This window comes from Primorskyibacter sedentarius, from assembly GCF_004342065.1.
Lineage (GTDB): Bacteria > Pseudomonadota > Alphaproteobacteria > Rhodobacterales > Rhodobacteraceae > Primorskyibacter > Primorskyibacter sedentarius.
Genome location: NZ_SLZU01000006.1, coordinates 171,967 through 197,287 on the forward strand (window position 1 = coordinate 171,967; position 25,321 = coordinate 197,287).

Sequence of the window (25,321 nt, forward strand, 5' to 3'; positions counted from 1 at the left end):
GGTCAGTCCGGCGCCTTGGGGGCCGCCTTGCGTCGTCTGACCGGGGCCGGGCGCGCGCGTTCTTCGATACTGTCGTAAAGAAGCCCGGTAATGTTCTTTTTCGAGGCTTTTTCGATGCCTTCAAGGCCCGGCGAGGAATTGACCTCAAGGACTTTCGGCCCGGTGTCAGATCTCAGCAGGTCCACGCCCGCAAGGCCAAGTTGGAAAGCGCGCGCGGCGCGAACGGCCGTTTCGCGTTCCTGGCGGGTGATCTTCACCGGTGCGGCGCTGCCGCCGCGATGCAGGTTTGACCGGAAATCACCGTCCGCCCCGGTGCGTTTCATCGAGGCCACGACCTTGCCTGCGATCACAAGGCAGCGAATATCCTCGCCTGCGGATTCCTTGACGAATTGCTGAACAAGGAAGTTGGCGCGCAGGCCGCGAAACGCATCAATCACGGATTCGGCGGCTTTCTTTGTTTCCGCCAGAACCACCCCTTTTCCTTGCGTGGATTCCAGCAGCTTCACAATCAGCGGCGCTTGCCCGACAAGACCGATAAGGTTCGACGTGTCCTTGGGGCTTGCGGCGAAAGCGGTGGTCGGCATGCCGATTTTTTGCGAGGCGAGAACCTGATGGGCGTGCAGCTTGTCGCGGCTGGCTGTGATCCCTGCGGCGCCGTTCACGCAATAAGTGCCGATGGTTTCGAATTGCCGGATCACCGCCGTGCCATAGGGCGTGATGGAGGCCCCGATGCGCGGGATCACCGCGTCATACCGGGGCAGGCGTTTTCCGTCGTAATGGACCTCGGGGGCAAGCTGGTTGATCGCCATATAGCAACGCGTCGTGTCGATCACCTCGACAGTGTGGCCGCGCTTTTCACCTTCTTCGACAAGGCGCCGGGTGGAGTAATTGTCCTCGCGGCTGAGCACAGCGATGCGCAAGGCACGGTTCGGTGCGGATTTGCGCACCTTCGTGGAATGGTAGACATCATAGTTGAGCTCCGGCTGAAAAAACCGGTCGGTCGCCATGATCTGGATATGGTCCTTGAGCGCCTGCCGTCCCAGCAACATGCGGCTTGCCATGTTGGCACGGTTTGTCAGCGTGATCTCGATATCCCAGCTTTCGCCGCCCACGGTCATGGGCGAGGAGATGACGTAGCGCGGTTCCGTCTCGCCATTCGACGAGGTCACATCGCGCCGGTCTATGATCTCGGCGGAGCAGGGGATGATCAGATCCTCGCGGCCCGGAATCGGGTGAACGGTGAAACGCACCTTCGGCCGTGTGACAGGACCGAAGGTTTCGATATCAAAGGCATGCAGAGCAGAGGTGCGTGCGCCGGTATCGACCTTTACCCGCAGCGACGGCAGGCCCAGATCCGGCAGGGATACCCATTCTTCCCACCCGAAGATCAACGTTTCTGTCATTGCGGTGATCCTCTGATCCGACATGTACCTTGGTTGCCTATCAAGCCGGACCTCCCCCCGCAAGGCGGCGCGATCTGTGTCTGGGGACTTGGCAAGCCTTTCGAGTTGCTGCAAAGGAGGCGCATGACGCGTTTTTCCTTTTCCCTCGACGCCACTGATGGCGCGGCCCGGACGGGTGTAATCTCGACGCCGCGCGGCGATATCCGAACGCCTGCCTTCATGCCTGTGGGCACGGCGGCCACCGTGAAGGCGATGATGCCGGAATCGGTGCGCGCCACCGGGGCGGATATTCTGCTGGGCAACACTTATCACCTGATGCTGCGCCCCGGCGCCGAACGGATCGCAGGGCTTGGCGGGTTGCACCGGTTCATGAACTGGGACCGTCCGATCCTGACGGATTCCGGCGGGTTCCAGGTGATGAGCCTGGCCGAATTGCGCAAGCTGACCGAAAAGGGCGTGACCTTTCGCAGCCATATCGACGGCTCCAAGCACGAGCTGACGCCGGAACGGTCGATGGAGATCCAGAAGCTGCTGGGCTCTGACATCGTGATGTGTTTCGACGAATGCCCGGCTTTGCCAGCCGATGATGCGCGCGTTGCCGAAAGCATGCGCCTTTCCATGCGGTGGGCAGAGCGGTCGAAGCAGGCATTTGGCGATCGTCCGGGCCATGCGTTGTTTGGCATCATGCAGGGCGGTGTCACCCAGCATTTGCGGGAAGAAAGCGCCGAGGCCCTCAAGGCCATCGGCTTTGACGGCTACGCTGTCGGCGGTCTGGCCGTGGGCGAGGGGCAGGAAGCGATGTTCGGCGTTCTGGATTACGCGCCGGGCATGCTGCCGCAGGACAAGCCGCGCTACCTCATGGGCGTGGGCAAGCCGGATGACATTGTGGGCGCGGTCAAGCGCGGCATCGACATGATGGATTGCGTGCTGCCGTCACGCTCTGGCCGGACGGGTCAGGCCTGGACCCGCCGCGGGCAGGTCAACATCAAGAACGCGCGCCATGCCGATGATCCCCGCCCGCTGGACGAGCATTGCAGCTGCCCCGCCTGCCGGGGGTATTCGCGCGCCTATCTGCACCATGTCTTCCGGGCGCAGGAGATGATCTCTGGCATGCTGCTGACCTGGCATAACCTGCATTACTATCAGGAAATCATGCAGGGCATGCGGGATGCCATTGCTGAAGGCCGGTTTGCCGATTGGGAAGCCGAATTCCACCGCCAGCGCGAGATGGGCGATATCGAAAAGCTCTAGCCGCTTTGGCTGAGGCCAACAGAGATCTTCGAAGGGTAGGGGGCGCGTTTGATGTCCCTGCCGGACCCTGCAGGATAGGACGCCGGCTTTTTCCGTTCGGTCGGGCCGTTTGGGCCATGCATCCTGCGGCAAATCTGCGGCAATGATCGGACCCGGCAGCAGCACCGATGAGCTTACCCGGACAGAGGCGCTGCCTCCGCCAACGCGGCACGTATCGTCGGCGAGTTCCAGAACGGCTGATAAGGAACGCCGATGGTTCAAAGATTTGCGTCTGCATGGCTGTTTTCCCTGCCGTTGCGACCGCAAAATTTTAACCTGTCAAAACCCTCGGCACGCATTGGCGTCAGGTAAAGCGACCGTGCAAACCGACGCTTAAACTCTCGCCACATCTGGCAAGCCCTTAAGATGATTTGTTTTCTTTCCTCCGGCTGCCCCTTGGCGCCGGGTGTTGCCGTTTTTTTGCGCGTTACCCACAATTGCGTGGTTGCGGTCCCCGTGTCGCGCGGTCATTCTGGCGTGAAAACGTGGAGACGGTTGAAAAGGGGGGCATCGCGCCCCAAATCTTGAGACCAGACAGGAGACGGGCAGCGCTGCCGAGATACGGGGCCGGACCGTCTTGCCAATAATAAGGAATGAGCATGCAACAGCCTCTCAACGCATCCTATCCAGTGCTGCCGCTGCGCGATATCGTGGTATTCCCCCACATGATCGTGCCGCTGTTCGTGGGCCGGGAGAAATCGGTTCGCGCATTGGAAGAGGTGATGGCGGACGACAAGCAGATCCTGCTGTCCAGCCAGATCGACCCCTCGGTTGACGATCCCGAAAGCGACGGAATTTTCCGCACGGGTGTGCTTGCCAACGTGCTGCAACTGCTGAAACTGCCCGACGGCACCGTCAAGGTGCTGGTCGAAGGACAGGCGCGGGTGCGCATCACCGACTATATCGAAAATGACGATTTCTTCGAGGCTTCGGCAGAGTATCTGACCGAAATCCCCGGCGATACGGCCGCGATTGCCGCGTTGCTGCGCACGGTGGGCGACGAGTTCGAACGCTATGCCAAGGTCAAGAAGAACATCCCCGAAGAAGCGCTGAGCGCGGTGTCGGACACGACCGAACCCGCCAAGCTGGCCGATCTTGTGGCCGGTCATCTGGGCATCGAGGTGGAGCAGAAGCAGGAGCTTCTGGAAACCCTGTCCGTCAGCGAACGGCTGGAGAAGGTCTATGGCCTGATGCAGGGCGAAATGTCCGTTCTGCAGGTCGAGAAAAAGATCAAGACCCGCGTCAAGAGCCAGATGGAGCGGACCCAGCGCGAGTACTATCTGAATGAGCAGATGAAGGCCATTCAGAAGGAACTTGGCGACGGCGAGGAAGGCCAGAACGAGGTTGCCGAACTGGAAGAGCGGGTTGCCAAGACCAAGCTGTCCAACGAGGCGCGCGAAAAGGCCGATGCCGAGATCAAGAAGCTGAAAAACATGTCGCCGATGTCCGCAGAGGCCACGGTGGTGCGCAACTATCTTGACTGGATGCTGTCGATCCCGTGGGGCGTGAAATCCCGCGTGAAGAAAGATCTGGGTCGGGCACAGAAGGTGCTGGATGACGATCACTACAGCCTCGACAAGGTCAAGGAACGGATTGTCGAATATCTTGCGGTGCAGCAGCGCTCCAAGAAGCTGAAAGGCCCGATCATGTGCCTTGTCGGCCCTCCGGGTGTGGGTAAGACCTCGCTTGGCAAATCGGTTGCGAAGGCCACGGGGCGCGAGTTTATCCGCATCAGCCTTGGCGGCGTGCGTGACGAATCCGAGATCCGCGGCCACCGCCGGACCTATATCGGGTCCATGCCCGGCAAGATCATCCAGGCGCTGAAAAAGGCCAAGACGACGAACCCGCTGATCCTGCTCGACGAGATCGACAAGATGGGCCAGGATTTCCGTGGCGACCCTGCCTCGGCGATGCTGGAAGTGCTTGATCCCGAACAGAATTCGACCTTCATGGATCACTATCTTGAGGTCGAATACGACCTGAGCAACGTGATGTTCATCACCACGTCGAACAGCTACAACATGCCGGGTCCGCTGCTTGACCGGATGGAGATCATTCCGCTGTCGGGCTACACCGAGGATGAAAAGCTGGAGATCGCCAAGCGTCACCTGCTGTCCAAACAGGTCAAGAACCACGGCCTGAAGAAGGACGAGTTCGAGGTCACGGATGGTGCGATCACCGACATCGTGCGCTACTACACGCGTGAAGCGGGCGTGCGGAACCTTGAGCGGGAGCTGGCAAAGCTGGCGCGCAAGGCGGTTACGAAGATCGTCAAAGGCGAGACCGACAAGGTTGTCGTGACGTCCGACAATCTCGACGACTTCCTTGGGGTGCGCAAGCATCGCTACGGCCTGACCGAAGAACAGCATCAGGTCGGTGTCGTGACCGGGCTGGCCTATACCTCTGTCGGCGGCGATCTGCTGCATATCGAGGCGTTGCGACTGCCGGGCAAGGGCCGGATGAAGACCACGGGCAAGCTGGGCGACGTGATGAAGGAATCGATCGATGCGGCGTCGAGCTATGTACGCTCGATCAGTCCGCAGATCGGGATCAAACCGCCGCGGTTCGAGAAGTGGGATATCCACGTGCACGTCCCCGATGGGGCCACGCCGAAGGACGGGCCGTCGGCCGGTCTGGCGATGGTCACGTCCATCGTGTCAGTGCTGACAGGTATTCCTGTTCGCAAGGATATCGCCATGACGGGCGAGGTGAGCTTGCGCGGCAATGCGATGCCAATCGGCGGGTTGAAGGAAAAGCTGCTCGCGGCGCTGCGTGGCGGGGTCAAGACCGTTCTCATCCCTGAAGAGAACGAGAAGGATCTGGCCGAGCTGCCTGACAATGTGAAGAGCGGGCTGGAGATCATCCCCGTGAGCCACGTGTCGCAAGTGCTTGAAAAGGCGCTGATCCGCAAGCCCGAGCCCATCGAGTGGGACGAGGCTGCCGAAGAAGCGGCGACCGCTGCCTTGCCCGTTGGTGAGGGTGGAACGCAGGCCACCGCGCATTAAGTCGGCAAGACCGATGTGAAGTCACAAAGGGGGGCACTGCGCCCCCCTTTTTCGTGGCAGCTGCCGTGCAATTTTCGCTCATGGCGGGGGCATTCCAAACCAGCTCTGGCATGGGGGCGCAAGATGTGTAACCCTTTCAACTCAACGCAGTGGCTGATCGCCCCAGCCAAGTTCGCCCCCAGCCAAGTAGAGGTAGCCAGAGCATCATGGCAGTAACGAGAAAAACCAGTACGACCACCCCCAGAACAACCAAATCAACCAAGGCAAAGACACCGGACTCGGCGGCGCCAAAGCCAGAAGCAAGCAAGCCCGTGGTGACCAAACCGGCCCAGGTGGCGGACACTGCCGGGTCTTCCGGTCTGAGTGCGGCGCCGGACGCATCCCTGGTGTTGCGCAAGAAAGAGCTGATTGATCTGGTTGTCGAGCGGTGCCCCGTCAAGAAACGCGACGCCAAGCCCGCGATCGAGGCGGCACTGGCCGTTCTGGGCGAAGCGCTGAGCAAGGGGCGTGAGGTCAACATCCCGCCTTTGGGAAAGATCAAGGTCAAGCGCAGCAAACGGGTCGGGAACGCGCAGATTTCGACGCTTCATCTGCGTCAGGCCGACAGGCCGACAGCAACTGCCGACGACCCTCTTGCACAGACCGAAGAGTAGCGGTAATAGGCGGCGCAATGGGTGATTAGCTCAGTGGTAGAGCGCTTCGTTCACATCGAAGATGTCAGGGGTTCAAATCCCTTATCACCCACCATTTCCCTTTTTCCGATGGCCAGTTCGCCTTTGCCGGGCGCGCGGACTGTTGGCACGCACACGCCACCGATACACGCCGCCGGGTCGTCGTCTGGGTTGGGTTAGACCGCAGCTTGAAAGCTGCCTATGCGACAGGCTGCGGCGGCAGCACGGCCCCCTGACATCTGCACCCCGTGCAAGCCGTGACTGACGGCTTGATCGCGGTCACTTAGGCTGACCCCTTGAGTTGCATTCCGCCGGGCGCATTCAACTCATATTGAGAATTTATATAAATTGATGTATGCTGACCCATCTCTCTGACACAGGGAGGTATTGAAGATCAGACGATTGTTTCCACTTGGGCCCGCATTATTTGGCCTGCTTATTACCGGCCTTTTTTCGGGCCGATCCGCCTTTGCGGAACCGCAGATCTGGCAACTGTCCCCACCGGCAATTTCGTTCGCGGAATGCATCGGGGAAGGCGTGCCTGATGACCGGTTTGCGCAAGGCAACGCTCAGAGGCGTGCACTGTCATCAAACTGCACAGGAGGCCAGAACATGGCTGACGAAGACACCGAAACCCGAGAACCAGACGCAACCGAGTCGGCCTCGCAGGCCAATGCCGGTCAGGCGAAGGAACCCAGCGAGGCCGTCCCTGTCGAGGAGGTGGCCAAGCCCGATTTCGACAGGCTCAACGAGGCGATATCGGAAAGGCGCAAGCAGGCAGGACCGGACTTTCCTGAAATCCCGCCCGCCGAGGCGCTTCGCGAACTGGACGACAGCGACACCGAAGACACGGACCCGACCGACCCCTCCTAATTTCCGGCCGGTCTCCAGGCCCTTGTATTTTCAATGGAGGCTCATATGCCCAAAGATATTGTTATCACGCGCAATGTCGCGCTCAACGACACCGCCACTTCCGGCGCTACGTCCCAGGTGGGCGAGCCGTCTGTAGCAAGCAACGGCAGTAGGCTGTTCGTAACGGGGAACTGGTACGCCAGCAGATCCACCGATAATGGCGGCAGCTTTACCTATGTCGATCCCTACAACACCACGCCCTCGGCTGCGGGGGGCTTTTGTTGCGATCAGCTGACACTGTATGATCCCCGGCGCAGGATCTGGATCTGGATCCTGCAATATATCAAGACAAGCTCCGGTTCGAACGTGTTCCGCATCGCGATTTCGCGCGATGGCAGTTTTCCGGCGAACAGCTGGTACTGGTGGGACATCGCCCCCACGACCCTGAACAGGGACTGGGATGACGTCTGGTTCGACTATCCAGACGCGGCAATGTCGGCGGGCAACCTTTATGTCACGTTCAACGTCTTCAACAACGCCTCGCAATGGCAACGCGCGGTGGTCATGCGCTTTCCGCTCGACACGCTGGCCAGTGGCGGCAGCCTTGGTTTCGGGTGGTGGAGCACGACGAATAACGGCTCGCTCCGGCTGACCCAGCAGGCGAACCCGACCGGCAACATGTATTTCGGCAGCCATAACAGCGGTTCGCAAATGCGGCTATTCTACTGGCCGGACGGGTCGAACAACATCAGCAACTGGAACATCAACGTCAACTCATGGAGCGGGGCGATCTCCTCTACCGCGCCCAATGCCGTGGACTGGCTGGGCCGCTGCGACAGCCGTATCACGGGGGCGAGCCTTGGCGGCGGCCGCATCACCTTCATGTGGACGGCCGGGGCGGGCAATAACCGGCCCCATGCCTATTGCCGCGTCGTGCGCATCAACGAAGGCACCAAGGCGGTGATCGATCAGCCCGACCTGTGGTCGAACCAGCGCGCCTGGGCCTATCCCGCGATCTGCTACAACAGTTCCGGCACGCTTGGGATGACGAGTTTCTACGGCGGTGCCGGGCGCAATCCGGGCCATGTCGTGGGGGCCTACGATTCAGGCTCTGGCAATTGGGTGACGCGCTATTCCCGGCTGGGATCGGATTCTCCGAACCTGCCGAAATGGGGGGATTACCTGAACTGCCGCGCGGATGTGCCTTCAACGGGCAGTTGGGTCGCTTCCGGCTATACGCAGGAAGGCGGCGAGACGCGCAACGAGATCCTGCCGCGCGTCGTGCGCTTTGGCTATGTGGACACCATGCCCGTGCGCCGTGTCATCAACAACTTCGGCTATGATGCCGGTGGCTGGCGCGTTGACAAGCATCCCCGCATGCTGGCTGACACAACCGGGGATGGCATGGATGACGTTGTGGGCTTTGGCAATGCCGGTGTCTATGTCTCGCGCGCTACGGGCAATGGCAACTTCGCCGCTCCGGTGCGTGTCGTCGATAATTTCGGATACAACGCAGGCGGGTGGCGCGAAGGTATGCATCCGCGCATGATGGCCGATACAAATGGTGACGGGCGGGCGGATATCGTGGGCTTTGGCAATGCCGGTGTTTACGTCTCGCGCGCCAATTCCAACGGCACCTTTGGCGCGGTGACACGTGTGGTCAACAATTTCGGCTACAATGCCGGCGGCTGGCGGGTGGACAAACATCCGCGCATGATGGCCGACACGAATGGCGACGGGCGTGCAGACATCGTGGGCTTTGGCAATGCCGGTGTTTACGTGTCCCGTGCAGGCTCGGGCGGTAGCTATGGCGCGGTGACGCGCGTCGTGGATAACTTCGGTTATACTGCCGGCGGCTGGCGCGTGGACAAACATCCGCGCATAATGGCCGACACGACCGGGGACGGGCGCGCAGATATCGTGGGGTTCGGCAATGCGGGCGTCTATGTGTCCGTGGCGCAAAGCGACGGATCCTACGCAGCACCTGTCCGCGTGGTCAACAATTTCGGCTATGATGCGGGCGGCTGGCGTGTGGACCGGCATCCGCGCTTCATGGCTGATGTGACCGGGGACGGGCGCGCAGATATCGTGGGCTTCGGCAATGCGGGCGTCTATGTCTCACTGGCGCAATCCAATGGCACATTCTCCAACCCGATCTTCGGCGTGGCCAATTTCGGCTACAATGCGGGCGGCTGGCGCGTCGGCATGCATCCACGCTTCCTGGCCGACACGACCGGGGACGGGCGTGCCGATATCGTAGGCTTCGGCAATGCCGGGGTGTATGTCTCGACCTCTCGCGGGGATGGCACGTTCAACAACCCGGTCCGCGTGGTGGACAATTTCGGCTACAATGCCGGAGGCTGGCGCGTCGAGAAACACCCGCGGTTCTTGGCCGACATCACCGGCAACAACAAATCCGACATCGTGGGCTTCGGCAATGCCGGGGTTTATGTCGCGCTGTTCTCGTGACCTTTACGCCCTCTCCGGGCTTTCGTTCGGGGAGGGTGCCTTCGTTTATTCCTTTTATTGATTGTTCACCACATGACCAGACATAGCGCCCTCGCGAGCTTTTTCGCGATCTTGCTGGCGGATTTTACCGTGCGCACGGCCTATTTGGCGGGCAAGTCGCCGCTGTTGCCCGTGTTCGCTGACGAGCTGGGGGCGAACGACATCCTGCTTGGCGCGATCGTGTCAATCTCGACCCTGACCGGGTTACTGGCAAAACCGCTGTTCGGCTTTCTGTCGGACAAGCAGGGGCGCTGGATCTGGCTGCTGATCGGAACAACGCTTTTTGCTGTCACGCCGCTGCTTTATCTGTGGGTGACCACCACGTCGCAGCTGGTTGGGCTGCGCCTCGTACATGGGCTCGCGACGGCAATCTACGGGCCGGTGACGCTGGCTTTTGTGGCCGGGATCGACAAACGCCCGAGGGCCGAATGGTTCGGCTGGTTCGAGTTCGGGCGCACAGGCGGATCGATCCTCGGGCCGCTGATAGCCGGTCTGCTGCTGGGCGTTCTCGGGCCCGCGCAGGTCTATGCGGCGACCAGCCTCATCGCGCTGATTGCTTTCGTGCCGATCTTCTTTCTGCGCGGATCGCCAGAGGCGGCGCCCATCCGGCGGGGCTTGCCTCAGGTCGGGCTGGGCATGTTGCGCAACCGCCCGTTGGTGACCTTCGGACTTGTCGAGATGACGTCGCGGATGGGGGTTTACGCCGTGAAGGTGTTCCTGCCGCTGATGATCCTCACGCGTGGCGGATCACCGTTGGAGGCCGGGCTCTTTTTGTCGGTGCAAGAGGCAAGCTCTGCCGCGGTGCGGCCCTTTATCGGGCGGCTGGCTGACAGGTACGACGCGCATGAGGCTGCTGCGGTCTGTGGATTGGTGATGCTGGCGGTTGCCTTGGCCCTGATTCCCGTTGCCGTGCAGTCCGATCAGCTTTTCGTCGCGGCGCTTTGCATCGGGGCGGGCAACGGGATCTACCTGCCCGCAGGCTATGCCCTGATCGCAAGGGCGGCCGGACAGGACAGTTCCGGCACCGCCTTTGGTGTCGTGGGCGCGCTGCGAAACGCGGGAAAGCTGCTGGGGCCGGTCGCGGGCGGGACGTTGCTTTACGCGTTTTCGGTCAGCCAGGCCTTCTTTGCGCTCAGCGTTCTGCCGTTGATAGCGATGTTGCTGCTTGTCGGTCGGCAGAGGCGCGCGCAATCGGTGCCCCAGTGACGCCGCGGGGCTCCATCCGGCCTATTCCGCCGCAGCCATATGCTGGTTCGCGTCGTCATCCTTCAACCACTTTTCGATGGCGCGCAGGCGGCTGCGAGCGACCGGCACGACGGTCTCGTCTTCGAGGATCAGGACATGCCGTTGTCCGTCGCGATCCAGCCGGGGTTTGGCGCTTCGCGAGACCCACCAGGACCTGTGCGGCTGAATGCCGTCCTGAGGCTCTGTTTGCGCCACAAAATCGCTCAGCCGGGCGCGGTGCAGAATGTGGCTGTCTTCTAGCTGTATCCTGATGAAATGCTCCTGCGCTGCGACATGCAGGATGCGGCAGACTTCCAGCCGTTGCGTGCCAACCGACACGCAGCGCGGCTTTTGCAGAAGCGCCCGTGCCTTGGCAGAGGTGGTCTGCTCTTTGACCTTTGGCAGGACGAACCGCGAATAGATCGTCTCCATCGGGTGGACGGTCAGCAAGAGTGTCAGGAACCTCGTGGGCGCGAAGACATGACTCTCGCTGCCCGTCAACGCGTCCCCCACCGCTTGCGCCAAACCCACGCTGGGCACGAGCGTCAGCACGCAAAGCACCGGCATTGGCATCGGGATGCGGACAAACCGTGATTGCAAAAGCGCCACCGTCAGCAATGCCGGAGGATAGAGCGCAATATATGTGGCGAATCCCACGACCCAGAACAGCACCGCGACCGAGAGCGGGTAGCTGTCCAAAACGCCCGGCGCATCCGTCGCAAGCAGGATGAGCGCACATAACACGTAGTAGAGCAGGGTGGAGCGATGCAGCAAATGGTCGGGCACATCATTCAACTTTACGTCGAACCGCCGACCAAGAGTGTCCATCAGGTCGACATCCAGGTCGTTTCTTTTTGAATTCTTGGTCACTTAATACACCTACGGCGCTCTGGCGAAACGCTTTCCTGTTAACGATTCTAGTCACTGGAGAAGGTGAAGTGCAATGGCTGGCACCGTCAGTTTCCGATCAACTGTCGCCATTTCGCGTCACTATTTGCCCCGCAATCAGGTTGGCGATAGCCCGATGGTTCTGTGTCGCGACGAATGGTGGCGGCGCTTTTTCGCGGGCTTGAAAAAATGCACCAATAATCGAACGGAAAGCGCTTGACGGTTGGCAGGCTGGGCCATAGAAGACCGCTCACGCCCAAGGTTCGGGTGTGCAGCGAGCGGTTGTAGCTCAGATGGTTAGAGTACCGGCCTGTCACGCCGGGGGTCGCGGGTTCGAGCCCCGTCAACCGCGCCACCGCTGCAAGAACGAACCAGGGGTCAGGTCCACAACCAGGATGGTTCGAGGGCTGATTAAAATGCGCGGTTGTAGCTCAGTTGGTTAGAGTACCGGCCTGTCACGCCGGGGGTCGCGGGTTCGAGCCCCGTCAACCGCGCCACTTCTTCTTCAAAAAAATCCTGAAATGCTTGGTATCCGCGTGGAACTCTTCCGCGTGGAATGGGTTGTCCCTGCATGAAGGGACATCAGGACATCGCAGGTATCGATCGTTTCGGAATGCGGTTTTCGGAAGGGGACCGTGCGGACAACGAAAAAGGCGCCCCGAGGGACGCCTTCGCGATGGAACCGGTATATGGCGCAATGCCTGACGGCTTAGCGACCCCAGGTGCGGACGGGGCCGCAGTCCATGTGGACGAAATCGGATTTGGAGTAGCGACCGACGCCGCCTGCGCGACACGCCGCAGCGGCTCTGGCCATCTGGCTGACCGACCGAGAGCCCAGCCGCAGATCAGCGGCCTGACCCTTGAGGTGAAGCGAGTTCTTCGCCACGCCGGAGGACCGGGCCCGCAGCATCGCGTTGGTTTTGGGGCTGCGATACCCGGACAGGAGCATATAGGGCTCGCTCACATCCAGAAGGTTATGGGAGGCCGCCATGATGTCGATGGTGCGCAGGTCGATCTGCTTGACGTCATTGGTCCGCCAGTCGCGCATGAAGTGGTACACTTCCTTGACGGCGTCAGCGATATATTTGCCTTCGATCCAGTAGATCATGTCCAGCCGTTCGCCCGTGCGGCCCGAATACATCCGAATTCTGCGAATGTCGCCGCTTCCGCGCAAAAACCCTGCCGCGTTGGAGAAGGTTGGTGCCGCTGTGACCATTGTTGCAGCGAATGCACCGAGAAGGTGCCGCCGCGTTACTCCGCGAGTGCTTATGTCAGTCATGTGTACTAGCGCCTGTCCCGTCGCTCATTATACCGAATGACCGCGTCGTTGCACGGCCTATGAAGTGACATCCCCGTCCGTGTTATTGCATACTCTGATTCGACCACCAAGGCCGTTTTGGGTTGCTTCCAAAGGATCAAGGAATTTGAGCGATTTTTTGCTGAAAATGGTAAAGATGTTACTAACTTGCATGCCGGAGGGTGCCGTGCCGCATCAGAAGGCGGAAATCTCGCCGGATTTTACCGAATGTGAATAGACTTGAAGAGATTGATGGAAGACACCCGCTTAAGCTACTTAAGCGTTTTTATACGAGGGTTTGTATGATCAGTAATCTGCGTCTTTCGAATGGTTTGCGACTGCGGTTGCTGGTGGCGGCCCTGCTGTCGTTTGGTTGGATGACGGCTGCGTCGGCGCAGGTCACGGCCTTCAAGCAGGCCGTCGCGGAAGCGGCTTCGCGCGATGCCGATATTGCGGCGTTCTACCGAGCGAATGATTTCAGTCCGATCTGGACAGGGCGATCTGATGGCGACCGGGCGCGGCGTCAGGCGCTTCTGGATGCCGTCATGGCTGCGGATGAACACGGTCTGCCATCCCACCGCTATGACGCAGACGCGTTGCGTTCAAAAATGCAAGCGGCCACTGATCCACAGTCTCGCGGCAGTCTGGAGGTCGAGCTCAGCGAAGTGTTCCTGCAATTCGCGCAGGATCTGCAGTCGGGTATCCTTGTCCCGTCGCGCGTGGACTCGGAGATTAAACGCCAGCCGCCTCGGCGCGAACCGGGCGCGTACCTGACCGCGCTGACAACAGGCAACCCTGCGTCTTTCTTCAGAACACTGCCGCCGCAGACTGCGGAATATGCCCGCCTTATGAAGCACAAGCGCAAGCTGGAGATGCAGATGGCGCAAGGGGGCTGGGGCCCGACGGTCCCGGCCGAGATCCTGCGCCCCGGCGATACCGGACCTGCCGTGATCGCCCTGCGCAACCGGATGATCGCGATGGGATATCTCGGGCGCACGGCGCAGGCAGGCTATGATGCGCAACTGCAGCAAGCCGTGCAGTCTTTTCAGCAGGATCATGGGCTTATGGCGGATGGCGTGGCCGGGGCAATCACCATGACCGAAATCAACCGCGATGTTGAGGAACGGTTGGGCTCTGTCGTCGTGGCAATGGAACGCGAGCGCTGGATCAACCTGCCCGAAGGGTTGGGTTCGCGCCATATCAAGGTCAACCTCACCGATTTCTCTGCGAAGATCTATGACAATGACAAGCTGACATTCGAAACACGCTCTGTCATCGGTGCGGACGAAAGCGACAGGCGCAGCCCGGAATTTTCGGACGTGATGGAATTCATGGTCATCAATCCGAGCTGGTATGTCCCGCGTTCCATCGTGACCAAGGAATACCTGCCGCAATTGCAACGCAACCGGAACGCTGTCAGCCATCTTCTGATAACTGACAGGAGCGGACGGGAAATCAATCGCGGGGCGGTGAACTTTTCGGCCTATAATGCCAGCAACTTTCCGTTCTCGATGCGCCAGCCGCCGAGCGACCGGAATGCGCTTGGGCTTGTGAAGTTCATGTTTCCCAACAAGTACAACATCTACCTGCATGACACGCCCAGCAAGAGCCTGTTTGACAGGGAATCCCGCGCTTTCAGCCATGGTTGCATCCGGCTGCAACAACCTTTCGAATTCGCATATGCGCTGCTGGCCAAGCAAACTTCCGATCCCGAGGGCTTTTTTCGATCAAAGCTGAGGACCGGGAAGGAGCAGCGCGTCAACCTTGATACCCCGGTCCCGGTGCATCTGATCTACCGGACCGCGTTGACCACGGCCAAGGGCGGGCTGGAATTCCGTCGCGATGTTTACGGCAGGGATGCGCGGATCTGGGCGACGCTGCGCAATGCGGGGGTGGCCCTGCGGGCGGTTCGGGGGTAAACCGCATCGGGCAATGGTCCGGAGGATGCGATGAGCCACTCGATCGGTGAAATAGCGCAGGCGCTTGGACTGCAGCTCGCGGGCGATGCGTCCATTCGGATCAAGGCCGTGGCAGAGCCCGGTGATGCCGGGACTGACGATCTGGCGCTTGCCATGAAACCCGATTTCGCGGCCGATCTGAGCAAAGGTGCCGCGCGTGCCGCGATGCTTTGGGCGGATGCAGACTGGCAGGCGATGGGGCTTGAAGGCGCAATCCTTGCCCCGCGCCCGCGCCACGCGCTCGCTGGTCTATCACGAATGCTGGACAGGGGTCCGGGATTTGAGCCGGGCATTCATCCGTCGGCGGTCATCCACGAAACGGCGGTTCTGGGGGCGGATGTTTCGGTTGGTCCCTTCACGGTGATCGGCCGTGACGTCCGGATCGGGGCGGGCTCGGTCATCGGGCCGCAATGCCATATCGGTGAAGGTTCGGTGCTGGGCGTGCAGGCAGAACTGCGCGACGGTGTCCGCATCGGCGCCAGGATCACCATCGGAGACAGGTTCATCAGCCAGCCTGGCGCCGTGATCGGGGCGGATGGGTTTTCCTTTGTCACGCCAGAGCAATCAGCAGTGGAACGGGCGCGCGACTCGTTGGGCGATCAGGGCGAAATCTCGGCACAGGCCTGGGCGCGCATCCATTCCCTTGGCGCGGTCACAATTGGCGACGATTGCGAGGTCGGTGCGAATAGCTGCATCGACCGTGGGACAGTGCGGGAAACCAAGATCGGCAATGGCACCAAGCTCGATAACCTTGTGCAGGTCGGCCATAACGTGGTGATCGGCGACAGCTGTCTTTTGTGCGCGCAGGTCGGCGTAGCAGGCTCCACCCGGCTGGGCAACAATGTCGTGCTGGGTGGGCAGACGGGGGTTGGTGACAATCTTACGATCGGGGACAATGTTATTACCGGGGGCGGCACCAAGGTGTTGTCAAAGGTGCCCAGTGGGCGCGTCATGCTGGGTTACCCGGCGGTGCAAATGCAAAAACATATTGAGATCTACAAGGCGATGCGCAGGCTCCCGCGGCTGTTCAGCGATGTCGCTGCCTTGCAGAAATCGGTTCCAAAGGCTGATGAGAACAGCTAAAGCCACAGGCGAAATGTGACATGAGGAGCGGTGCCATGGAGATCAGGGACAAGGTGATCGAAATCGTCGCAGAGCAGGCCGTGCTTGAGCCTTCGGACGTCAAGATGGACAACACGCTGGAAGAACTGGGCATTGACAGCCTGGGGCTGGTGGAAAGCATCTTTGCGATCGAAGAAGCCTTTGACATTTCTGTGCCTTTCAACGCCAACAATCCGACGGAAGGCGACTTCGACATCTCGACGGTGCAGAGCATTGTCGCGGGGATCGAGACATTGATCAGAGATCAGAAGACGTGAAACGCGTTGTCATTACAGGTGCGGGGACGATCAACGCCTTGGGCCGCGATGTCGCCTCCACGCTTGAGGCGATGCGCGAGGGGCGCTGCGGGATCGGTGAGTTGGATATCCGCGATGTTGACCGGCTGGCCATCAGAATTGGCGGGCAGGTGCGCGATTTCGAAGCTGAGTCTGTCTTCAACCGTCAGCAGCTGACGCTGTATGACCGGTTCACGCAGTTCACCCTTGTGGCTGCGGCGGAAGCCATCGCGCAATGCGGGCTTGAATTCACCGGCGAGTTGGCGGCGCGGGCCGGGGTGGTTTTGGGCACGGCAGGCGGCGGTGTGTCGACCTGGGACGACAATTACCGCTCTGTCTACGAGGACGGAAAGAACCGGGTGCATCCTTTCGTGGTGCCCAAGCTGATGAACAATGCGGCCGCCAGCCATGTCTCGATGCAGTATAACCTCAAGGGTCCGAGCTTTACCGTCTCGACGGCCTGTGCGTCGTCGAACCATGCCATGGCGCAGGCCTTCCAGATCATTCGGTCGGGCATGTCCAAGGCCATGGTGACGGGCGGGTCCGAATCCATGCTGTGTTTTGGCGGGGTGAAGGCGTGGGAAGGGCTGCGCGTGATGAGCCGCGATGCCTGCCGACCGTTCAGTGCCAATCGCAACGGAATGGTGCAGGGCGAGGGCGCAGGTGTATTCGTCTTCGAGGAATATGAACATGCGCGGGCGCGCGGCGCCGATATTCTGGCCGAGGTCGTCGGGCAGGCCATGAGCTCTGACGCGGCGGATATCGTGATGCCGTCGAAGCAGGGCGCGGCGCGGGCCATTGCGGGGGCGCTGCACGACGCGGGCGTGTCACGCGACGAAGTCGGCTATATCAATGCCCATGGCACGGGCACGGCCGCCAATGACAAGACCGAATGCGCCGCTGTCGCTGATGTGTTCGGGCCGCATGCAGACAGTCTGATGATCTCGTCAACAAAGTCGATGCATGGTCACCTGATCGGAGGAACCGGCGCGGTGGAGCTTCTGGCCTGTATCATGGCGCTGCGGGACGGGGTGATCGCGCCCACGATCGGCTACGAGGAATTCGACCCCGAATGCGCACTGGACGTGGTGCCAAATGAGGCGCGCGAGGCAAAGGTCGATGTCGCGCTGTCGAATGCCTTCGCCTTTGGTGGTCTTAACGCGGTTCTGGCGTTGCGCCGGATCTGACGACCAGCGGTGGTTTGATCCAAAGGGGCGCCTGCGGCGCGCATGATGTCTCGGTCACGGCCTCACGGCCGTGTCCTCGGTCAGCGGCAGGTAGAGAGGCGACGCTTTGAGCCTATGGCAGCAGGTGCAGCCACCCCCAGATCGTGAAGATCGACAGGGCAGTGGAGATCAGCACGGTAGATGCGGCCACGCGTTTTGCCCGTCCGTACATATTGGCGAAGAGATAGGAATTGACGCCCGGCGCCATCGACGCTGTGAGCACGGCCGAGCGCATCTCTGACGTGGTGAGCCCGGTTCCGCGGCCCATCATGTAGGTGATCGCCGGGTGCAGGATCAGCGATACCACGCAGACAAAGGCGATGACGCGCAGGTCGCCTTCCGGGCGGTAGCGATAGAGGATTCCGCCCAGGCCAAACAGCGCGCAGGGCAGGGCGGTGCGCACCATCATGTCGACCGCTTCTGCCGCCGGGCCCGGCACGCCGATGCCGCCCAGGTTGAAGGTAAAGCCAAGGGCAATCCCCAGGATCAGGGCGTTTCTGAACATGGCCCGCCCGACCGTGAAGGGCAGGCGGCGCATGCTTTCCCCGCGACCATGCGCGCGGGCAACCTCCATCGCCGTGATGCCAATCCCGTAGCAGAAAGGCGCGTGCACTGCGACAATGGCATAGTTGGGTTCGAGCGCGGCGCTGCCATAGGCGCGTTCGGTTATGGCCAGTCCCAGCATCAGCGAGTTCGCAAAGAGCGCGCAAAAGCCGATGGCGATGGAATCCTCGACATCGCGTTTGAAAATGTAGCGCGCACCAAGAAAGCCCAGGACAAATGCGCTCAGCGCGCCGGTGTAATAGCTGCCAAGAAGGGCGAAATTGAAGTTTTGTTCGAGGTCGAGCTGCCAGATCGCGCGGAAGAGCAGGCAAGGCAGCGCGAAATTCTGCGTAAAGCGCATCAGACCGTCAACCGCGGCATCGGCAAACCAGCCCCGCCAGACCGCGACGTAGCCTGCGCCGATCACAAGGAAGACAGGCAGGATGACATCGATCAGTGCTTGCACGTGTGTCGCTTTCGGTAATGGCGCAGGGTGACCCGACGGCCGGATGCGGCCTGAAGAGAGGTCACAATGGGTAGCGGATCACCATGCCGTCATAGGCAGGGGTGATATGGTCCGGCGTCTCGGCCTCGATCGTGTCGTAGTCGAGATCGATATGCATGTTCGTCAGAACCGCGCGGCGCGGTGCGGCGCGGGCAATCCAGTCCAGCGATTGAGCCAGATGGGAATGCGTCGGGTGCGGGGTGCGGCGCAGCGCATCGACGATCCAGCAGTCCAGATCTTCAAGCTTGGCCCAGGCCTCGTCAGACATCTGCGCCACGTCGGGAAGGTAGGCAAGATCACCGATCCGGAACCCGAGCGCGTCGATCGAACCGTGATTGACCTGAAAGGGCGTCAGGGTGATCGGTCCGCCCGCGCCTTCAATCGTGAATGCACCGCTGATCGTGTGCATGTCCAGGATTGGCGGGTAGGGGCTGTCCTCGGGTTGGGTGAAAGCGTAGCCGAACCGGGAGTAAAGCCCCGATTGCGTGTCACCATCGGCCCAGACCGGCAGGCGGTGACGCATGTTGAAGACGATCATGCGCAAGTCGTCGATGCCGTGCACATGGTCTGCGTGGCCATGCGTATAGGCAACGGCATCCAGTTCGCCAACATTGGCATCCAGAAGCTGCTGGCGCAGGTCGGGCGAGGTGTCGATCAGGACGCGGGTGATGCCTTGCGCCGTTTCCAATTCAACAAGCATGGAGCAGCGGCGGCGGGCGTTCCTGGGGTTGTCCGGGTCGCAGTCGCCCCAATGTCCGCCCAATCGAGGCACGCCGCCGGAGGATCCGCAGCCGAGGATGATGAAGCGCAGCTCTTCGGTCATGACGCGGGCCGATAGGCTGCGGCCTTCGCAAAGAGCCGGTCGAAATTGGCCTCTGTCGCGGCGGCGAATTCGGCGTATTCCAGCCCGAAGACCTCGGCGCCCTTGATGGCAGTATGCACGGTATAGCCCGGCTCGTTGCGGCGTCCGCGATGGGGGGGAGGCGCAAGATAGGGGCTGTCGGTTTCCACCAGAATCCGGTCAAGGGGCGCTGCGGCGAAGATGTCCCGCAGCTCCTGGCTTTTGGGGAAGGCGGCGATGCCGGACATCGACAGATAAAAGCCCAAATCGAGCGCCGCTTTCGCCAGCTCCGCACTGGAGGAAAAGCAATGCATGACGCAGCTGTAGGGCTGGTCGCGATACCCTTCTGTCAGGATGCGCGCCATGTCGTCATCGGCAGCACGGGCATGGATGATCAGCGGCAGGCCGGTTTCCTGTGCGGCCTCGATATGAACGCGCAGGGATTTCTTTTGAATTTCAGCGCTTTCGGCGGTGTAGTGATAGTCCAGCCCGGTTTCGCCGATGCCAACAAACTTGGGGTGTTGGGCCAGCGCGGTCAGCTCGGCGACGGTTGCCAGCGGCTCGTCCGCGGCGCTCATCGGATGGGTGCCAGCGGCGTAAAAGACGGGCGCATGGGCCTCTGCGATGGCCCGCACCTGGGGTTCCTGGCGCAGCCTGGTGCAGATCGTGACCATGCGGTGCACGCCTGCCTCTTGCGCGCGGGCGACGACGGCGGCGCGCTCCTCGTCGAAATCGGGAAAGTCGAGATGACAGTGGCTGTCGGTGATCAAGGGGGTCTGGGTCATGTTGGTCCGTGCTGTCGCGCCAGATCGGCGGCGGTACTGCGAAGCTTGAGCAGGGTATCAAGGATCAGCGCGGCAGGGTCAAGGTTCACCGCCCGCCCGTGACGGACGCGCGCGCCGACGGTCTGTGCGATTTCCGCCCAGCTGCGTGCCGCATGGGGCGACGGGGCCAGCCGCAACAGGATGCGTGCCTCGTCGGGGGCGGCCTCGATCACCGGGGGCTGGCCGGTGGCGCCAGTCCGCGCAATCCGTGACAGTGCCAGGTCCAGCAGGCTGAGAAGCAGGGCGTAGCGGTCATCCGCCGCGCGGCCCGTGACGCTCTCGGCAAGGCGCAGGGCGCGGCCCCGGTCAAGGTTGGGCAGGGTGCCCATGATGGCGATCAGTTCGGCATAGAGCGCCAACCCGTCGAGATTGACCAGACGCAACGCCTCCCCGACAGAGCCTGCGGAAAGCTCTGCAAGTGCGGCGGTATTGGCCGCTTCGGAATCGACCCCGGCGAGGCTGAGCGCTTGCGCCATGTTCGGGCCATCCAGCGCCGCAAGCCGCAGCTCGCGGCAGCGCGACCGGATAGTCGGCAACAGGTGCGATGGCTGGTGGCTGACAAGCACCAGTGTGGTTTGCGCGGGCGGCTCCTCCAACAGTTTCAACAGCGCGTTTGCCGCCGAGACATTCATTTCATCCGCCGCATCGACGATCACGACACGATGCCCGCCATCGGCCGAGGATAGCGCGAAGAACCCCTTGAGGCGCCTGACCTCGTCCACGGTAATCTGCGTCTTCAGGCGTTTGGCTTTTTCGTCATAGGGGCGGCGCAACAGGAAAAGCCCCGGTTCGGACATGGCCTCGATACGCCGGGACACCGGATGGTCCGGGTCGATTTCCAGAGTTTGGGGCGCGGCAGCGGGCAGGGCCTCGCCAAACAGACCGTCGCCCGCATCTGCCGGTGGCGCGGCGAGCAGAAACCGCGCGATGCGCCATGCGAGCGTCGCCTTTCCCACGCCGCGCGGTCCGGTGATCAGCCATGCATGGTGCAGACGGCCACTGTTGAACGCCTCCAGAAACGCAGCCTGAGCCGCATCCTGCCCGATGAGCATTGGTGTTTCGCGCGGATGCGGTGCGCCCGGAGCGCGGTCGGATTCTGGCAGCGCGCTGTCACTCATGGCAGGCAGCTGTCCACGGCGGCCAGCACATCCTGCGCCACTTCGCCTTCGGGCCGGTTGCCGTCGATCACGTGGATGCGGTCGGGGAATTCCTGCGCCAGTGCCAGAAAACCCGCGCGCATCTTCTCCTGCAGGGTCACGCCGAAATCCTCGAATCGTTCCTCTACCGTCTGGCGCGACTTGGCGCGGGCCAGACCCGCGGCGGGGTCCATGTCGATCAGAGCGGTAATGTCCGGTTCCTGCCCGATCATCAATTCGTGGAGTTGATCGACAGCGCCGCGCAGATCCCCGCGGCTGAGCCCCTGATACATGCGCGTGGAATCCGCGAAACGATCACAGATCACGATCTGTCCGGCCGCAAGGGCAGGGCGGATCGTGCGTTCCAGGTGGTCGCGCCGGGCTGCGGTGAACAACAGCAGCTCCGTCTCTGCCGACCAGCGGTCGGGGTCGCCCTGCAAAACGAGCGCACGGATTTCCTCCGCGCCCGCGCTGCCACCGGGTTCGCGGGTAAGAACGGTCTGATACCCCCGCGCGGTCAGGCTGTCTGCCAGTCGCCGCGCCTGGGTGGATTTTCCGGAACCGTCGATACCTTCGAAACTGACGAAAAGGCCCTTCTTCGTCACAGTGCCCCCTCGGGGCCTTCGTTGAGACGTTTGATCAGCACTTCGCTGACCGTCACCATCCGGCTGAGAAACCCGCCGCGTGCAACGTCGCGATCCGCAACCAGCGCAACCCTGTGTTCGGGCAGGCCCTCCGGCGTGATGATCAGTTCGGCCAGTTCCTGACCCTTCTCAAACGGTGCCGTGATCGGACCGGTATAGACGACCTCGCCCTTGATCTCGTCGCCGCCAAGGACCGGCAACAGCAGGTTGACGTCTTCGGAAACGGTCAGGCCCACGCGTTGGGTATCCCCCATCCAGACATCAGCCTCGGCGATGACGGCCCCTTTGCGCACAACCGACTTGCTCGAGAATTGACGGAACGCCCAGTTGATGATCGATTCCGCCTCTTCGGCGCGCGCGCGGTCACTGTCCAGCCCCGAGATGACCAGAACAACCCGGCGGTCGCCCTGCTTGGCAGACCCCACCAGACCATATCCGGCCTCTGACGTGTGGCCCGTCTTCAACCCGTCGGCACCAATCCCCAGCGGAAGAAGCGGGTTGCGGTTGCGCACATTCTGCGGCGCACGACCGTCAAACTCGAACCGCTCTTCTGCGAACATCGGGTAGAATTCCGGAAATTCCGAAATCAGCTGCGTCGCCAGCAAACCAAGATCGCGCATCGACATCTTGTGGTTTTCCGCAGGCCAGCCGTTGGAGTTGGCAAAGATGGAATTGGTCATACCCATCTGCTGCGCGCGCTGTGTCATATAGCGGGCGAACCCCTTTTCCGTGCCATCGGGGCTCAGCGCCTCGGCGATAACGGCGCAGGCATCATTGCCCGACAGAACGATTATGCCGCGCAGCAGGTCCTCGACCCGCACACGGTCCGTCGTGTCAAGGAACATGGTGGAGCCGCCATAGGACATGGCATGGCTTGATACCGGCAGACGCTCATCAAGGCTCAGCCTGCCATCGCGGATCGCCTCGAACGCCATGTAAAGCGTCATGAGCTTCGACATGGAGGCGGGCGGCAGCGGCTGGTCGGCATTCTTGGCCAGAAGCACCGTGCCAGTGGTCTGGTCCAGAACAAAGGCAGCGCGGGCGCGGGTATCAAAGGCATTGGCCGGCAGCGCCATGAGCAGCGCCGCTGCAAGGGCCGGGATCATGCGGCAGAATCTCTTTAGCATCGGGGCGCGTTCTCCTGTATCGTTCGGGTGTTTGGTGGCCGCGAAGGTTGTGGCGCGCGCGAAGCTGTCGGTCGTATGTTTCATCATGCTCCGCCTCTTGTCTGGTCGCGCCTTGAGCGTCCCTCGCCGGTTTCGCCGGTCTCTGCCCTCAAACGGCGCCGCAGCGCCATCGCGGCAGAGTTTACAGCGTCCAATGGCGCATGAAAAGTCCATGCGCTGCGTATGGCGGAAAAACAACCCCGCATTGACGGCTTTCAGAATCACGAAAGGGGCGATAGACGGCATCGCACCATCAGCCGGAGGAGTGGCAGAGTGGTCGATTGCACCGGTCTTGAAAACCGGCGTGCGTGAGAGCGTACCGTGGGTTCGAATCCCACCTCCTCCGCCATATCGTATTGAATTAATTGTATAAATTCTGAATATTTTTGGTACCCAACATCTTACCCAACTTCCGGTATGTGCTTACAAACCGTGCATATTCGCGTCAGCTTCTTTCCTTTGATATGCACTCGAGCATTTTGGGCTATCTCGTGCGGTCCTGTTCGCCATGCACCGGGGATCGGTCCCCCCCCCCCACGGGCCTCGCGCCAAATTACCTGATTTGTGGCTTTGTGAAATGTGCTGCCCGAACCGGTCCCTTGTGCTTTCGAGGTGAAGTTCTGGTAGCCCCATACTCCTTGGTTGGCACGATGTCGCACATGATTAGGTTAAGTCGTCCGCCAGTGCTTAGGCAAAAATTCAATCAGTTTTGAGTGGTCATGCGAACATGATGCATGGGTGCAGAAATGGGTTAATCGAACCCCGACTTTGGCGGCTCTTCACGGATGTTGCGAGATTGATGAAAACACTTGGCGCGGGCACTTCTCAATACACAATTTTAGTTTTCATCGAATGAGCCTTCCCGTATGCAGTTGAGGCGAGTGCTTTGCCTGACAGGTCTGGTAGGTTTGGGTTCGATTCCCATTCATGTTCTCTGTCTCGGTGGCCTTCTAACCTTCATAGCTCTTTGGGGCTTGGCGTATGCCTTTGAACTGTCAACATCGAATGGAAAGGAAAGTCACATGAACATAGAAGCAGCCCAGAAAAACGAGAGACCAAAACTCAAACTGGCTTCGGCCATCAACACAGTTTGGGCTATCGGGACGGGCGCGTGGTCTGGTATGGCCCTGTCAGGCTGAGCACTCACGGACTGTACTGCGCATTTGTAGGCCAGTTAGACGCAGCACTATGCGTCTCGCATGTCCTTCGCATATACAAGGCACCTCAATTCTCAAAACATCCAGCACTTTCCAGACTTGCTCTCCTTTGGATGTTCTGGCTCTGTTGGTTCTTCTTTTGAGTGAGATTTATAAAATTTTTAACCAGTCTCAGTCAGTTGTGTGGGTATTGACAAGGTGAACGGGTAATAATGGACGACGACATTTCCGCGTCGCTTCTAAAGACGCTTCGATCCGAGCTGGCATTAGCACTATCAAATTTCAAGGCATACGATGTTCCTGCGATATGTGCTCGAATTGGGTTGCTTGAAGGTACTGAAGAAGAAGCTTACCAGAGCAAGTTCAAGTATGCGCAAAGACGGATAGCTAGTCTTTCAACTGACCTGCTCCCCATCGAGTCCGCTAATTTAGGTTAGCTCTGTTCAGGTTTTGGTCCTTCTTTGACCGGTTAGCATATTCGGTTGGTGTCATTCCAGCGAGGCTGGAATGTGGGCGGTGTTGGTTGAAGTCGATGCGCCATGCGGCGATCAGATTGCGGGCATGGCGCAGGTTGTCGAACAGATGCTCATTGAGGCATTCGTCGCGCATGCGTCCATTGAAGCTCTCGACGAAGCCATTCTGCATTGGCTTGCCGGGGGCAATGTAGTGCCAATCGACCTTACGGTCTTCCGTAACCGCCCGGTTTAGGCCGCCTTGCAATCTTCGGGCGGTGCTGGTGTCCAATTCCAAGGAAGCAATTCGTCGAGCCGGTTGATTTTGTGATCG

Annotated in this window: 20 protein-coding genes and 4 tRNA genes; 14 read left to right on the plus strand and 10 right to left on the minus strand. The window is 60.7% G+C overall.

Annotation, left to right across the window (positions count from 1 at the left end; translation table 11 throughout):
* Positions 1-2: 2 nt before the first annotated feature.
* Positions 3-1,403 (minus strand): 30S ribosomal protein S6--L-glutamate ligase, encoded by a 1,401-nt coding sequence (gene rimK, locus EDD52_RS11040; RefSeq protein WP_132244851.1) that lies wholly within the window; start codon positions 1,401-1,403, stop codon positions 3-5.
* A 123-nt stretch (positions 1,404-1,526) separates the two neighbouring features.
* On the opposite strand from rimK, the gene tgt reads away from it, so the two are divergent.
* The 7 genes from tgt (at position 1,527) to EDD52_RS11075 (ending at position 10,935) form a co-directional block, all read left to right on the plus strand.
* On the plus strand, positions 1,527-2,654 hold the full coding sequence (gene tgt, locus EDD52_RS11045; protein ID WP_132244854.1) for a tRNA guanosine(34) transglycosylase Tgt: 1,128 nt from the start codon (positions 1,527-1,529) through the stop codon (positions 2,652-2,654).
* 638 nt (positions 2,655-3,292) lie between these two features.
* On the plus strand, positions 3,293-5,698 hold the full coding sequence (lon, locus tag EDD52_RS11050) for an endopeptidase La (RefSeq protein ID WP_132244856.1): 2,406 nt from the start codon (positions 3,293-3,295) through the stop codon (positions 5,696-5,698).
* 314 nt (positions 5,699-6,012) lie between these two features.
* Entirely contained in the window at positions 6,013-6,351 is a 339-nt protein-coding gene (locus EDD52_RS11055) for an HU family DNA-binding protein (protein WP_243651902.1), read from the plus strand.
* 19 nt (positions 6,352-6,370) lie between these two features.
* Positions 6,371-6,445, plus strand: a tRNA-Val gene (locus EDD52_RS11060).
* A 536-nt stretch (positions 6,446-6,981) separates the two neighbouring features.
* Positions 6,982-7,242 carry a hypothetical protein gene (locus EDD52_RS11065; protein WP_132244860.1) on the plus strand — a complete coding sequence of 87 codons (261 nt, stop codon included), beginning with the start codon at positions 6,982-6,984 and terminating at the stop codon, positions 7,240-7,242.
* Between the two features lie 45 nt (positions 7,243-7,287).
* Positions 7,288-9,690 carry an FG-GAP repeat domain-containing protein gene (locus EDD52_RS11070; RefSeq protein ID WP_165907518.1) on the plus strand — a complete coding sequence of 801 codons (2,403 nt, stop codon included), beginning with the start codon at positions 7,288-7,290 and terminating at the stop codon, positions 9,688-9,690.
* Positions 9,691-9,762: 72 nt separating this feature from the next.
* A complete protein-coding gene (locus EDD52_RS11075) occupies positions 9,763-10,935 on the plus strand; it encodes an MFS transporter (RefSeq protein ID WP_132244865.1) in 1,173 nt (390 codons plus the stop codon).
* Between the two features lie 21 nt (positions 10,936-10,956).
* Here EDD52_RS11075 and EDD52_RS11080 read toward each other — a convergent pair whose 3' ends face one another.
* Positions 10,957-11,823: a LytTR family DNA-binding domain-containing protein gene (locus EDD52_RS11080; protein ID WP_132244868.1), complete on the minus strand. Its 867-nt coding sequence runs from the start codon at positions 11,821-11,823 to the stop codon at positions 10,957-10,959.
* A 296-nt stretch (positions 11,824-12,119) separates the two neighbouring features.
* Between EDD52_RS11080 and EDD52_RS11085 the strand changes: the two genes are divergently transcribed.
* Both EDD52_RS11085 and EDD52_RS11090 read left to right on the plus strand, forming a co-directional pair.
* Positions 12,120-12,196: transfer RNA gene (locus tag EDD52_RS11085), tRNA-Asp, on the plus strand.
* Positions 12,197-12,261: 65 nt separating this feature from the next.
* Positions 12,262-12,338: transfer RNA gene (locus EDD52_RS11090), tRNA-Asp, on the plus strand.
* Positions 12,339-12,550: 212 nt separating this feature from the next.
* Here the strand turns inward: EDD52_RS11090 and mepK are convergent.
* Positions 12,551-13,120: a peptidoglycan L,D-endopeptidase MepK gene (gene mepK / locus EDD52_RS11095; protein ID WP_132244870.1), complete on the minus strand. Its 570-nt coding sequence runs from the start codon at positions 13,118-13,120 to the stop codon at positions 12,551-12,553.
* A gap of 320 nt (positions 13,121-13,440) precedes the next feature.
* Here mepK and EDD52_RS11100 point away from each other — a divergent pair, with 320 nt between their 5' ends.
* The 4 genes from EDD52_RS11100 to EDD52_RS11115 are packed head-to-tail and all read left to right on the plus strand — an operon-like array spanning position 13,441 to position 17,680.
* Positions 13,441-15,057: a L,D-transpeptidase family protein gene (locus EDD52_RS11100; protein ID WP_132244873.1), complete on the plus strand. Its 1,617-nt coding sequence runs from the start codon at positions 13,441-13,443 to the stop codon at positions 15,055-15,057.
* Between the two features lie 30 nt (positions 15,058-15,087).
* Positions 15,088-16,179 carry a UDP-3-O-(3-hydroxymyristoyl)glucosamine N-acyltransferase gene (lpxD, locus tag EDD52_RS11105; protein ID WP_132244875.1) on the plus strand — a complete coding sequence of 364 codons (1,092 nt, stop codon included), beginning with the start codon at positions 15,088-15,090 and terminating at the stop codon, positions 16,177-16,179.
* 35 nt (positions 16,180-16,214) lie between these two features.
* Complete coding sequence (locus EDD52_RS11110) at positions 16,215-16,475, plus strand: acyl carrier protein (RefSeq protein WP_132244878.1); 261 nt, start codon at positions 16,215-16,217, stop codon at positions 16,473-16,475.
* Positions 16,472-17,680 (plus strand): beta-ketoacyl-[acyl-carrier-protein] synthase family protein, encoded by a 1,209-nt coding sequence (locus EDD52_RS11115; RefSeq protein WP_132244880.1) that lies wholly within the window; start codon positions 16,472-16,474, stop codon positions 17,678-17,680. The genes EDD52_RS11110 and EDD52_RS11115 overlap by 4 nt, the downstream gene beginning before the upstream one ends.
* Before the next feature lie 112 nt (positions 17,681-17,792).
* Here EDD52_RS11115 and EDD52_RS11120 read toward each other — a convergent pair whose 3' ends face one another.
* The 6 genes from EDD52_RS11120 to EDD52_RS11145 all read right to left on the minus strand — a co-directional run bounded on the left by EDD52_RS11120 (position 17,793) and on the right by EDD52_RS11145 (position 23,339).
* Complete coding sequence (locus EDD52_RS11120) at positions 17,793-18,728, minus strand: AEC family transporter (RefSeq protein WP_132244883.1); 936 nt, start codon at positions 18,726-18,728, stop codon at positions 17,793-17,795.
* A gap of 61 nt (positions 18,729-18,789) precedes the next feature.
* Complete coding sequence (locus tag EDD52_RS11125) at positions 18,790-19,590, minus strand: MBL fold metallo-hydrolase (protein ID WP_132244885.1); 801 nt, start codon at positions 19,588-19,590, stop codon at positions 18,790-18,792.
* Positions 19,587-20,393: a TatD family hydrolase gene (locus EDD52_RS11130; RefSeq protein WP_132244888.1), complete on the minus strand. Its 807-nt coding sequence runs from the start codon at positions 20,391-20,393 to the stop codon at positions 19,587-19,589. The genes EDD52_RS11125 and EDD52_RS11130 overlap by 4 nt, the downstream gene beginning before the upstream one ends.
* On the minus strand, positions 20,390-21,550 hold the full coding sequence (locus EDD52_RS11135) for a DNA polymerase III subunit delta' (protein ID WP_132244890.1): 1,161 nt from the start codon (positions 21,548-21,550) through the stop codon (positions 20,390-20,392). Before EDD52_RS11135 ends, EDD52_RS11130 begins: the two co-directional genes overlap by 4 nt.
* Positions 21,547-22,173 (minus strand): dTMP kinase, encoded by a 627-nt coding sequence (gene tmk / locus EDD52_RS11140; protein WP_132244893.1) that lies wholly within the window; start codon positions 22,171-22,173, stop codon positions 21,547-21,549. The genes EDD52_RS11135 and tmk overlap by 4 nt, the downstream gene beginning before the upstream one ends.
* A complete protein-coding gene (locus EDD52_RS11145; protein WP_132244931.1) occupies positions 22,170-23,339 on the minus strand; it encodes a D-alanyl-D-alanine carboxypeptidase family protein in 1,170 nt (389 codons plus the stop codon). Before EDD52_RS11145 ends, tmk begins: the two co-directional genes overlap by 4 nt.
* A gap of 298 nt (positions 23,340-23,637) precedes the next feature.
* On the opposite strand from EDD52_RS11145, the gene EDD52_RS11150 reads away from it, so the two are divergent.
* Positions 23,638-23,727: transfer RNA gene (locus EDD52_RS11150), tRNA-Ser, on the plus strand.
* Positions 23,728-24,958: 1,231 nt separating this feature from the next.
* On the opposite strand, the gene EDD52_RS11155 is transcribed toward EDD52_RS11150, so the two are convergent.
* The coding region (locus EDD52_RS11155; RefSeq protein WP_243651903.1) for an integrase core domain-containing protein at positions 24,959-25,321 on the minus strand (363 nt) is incomplete at its 5' end.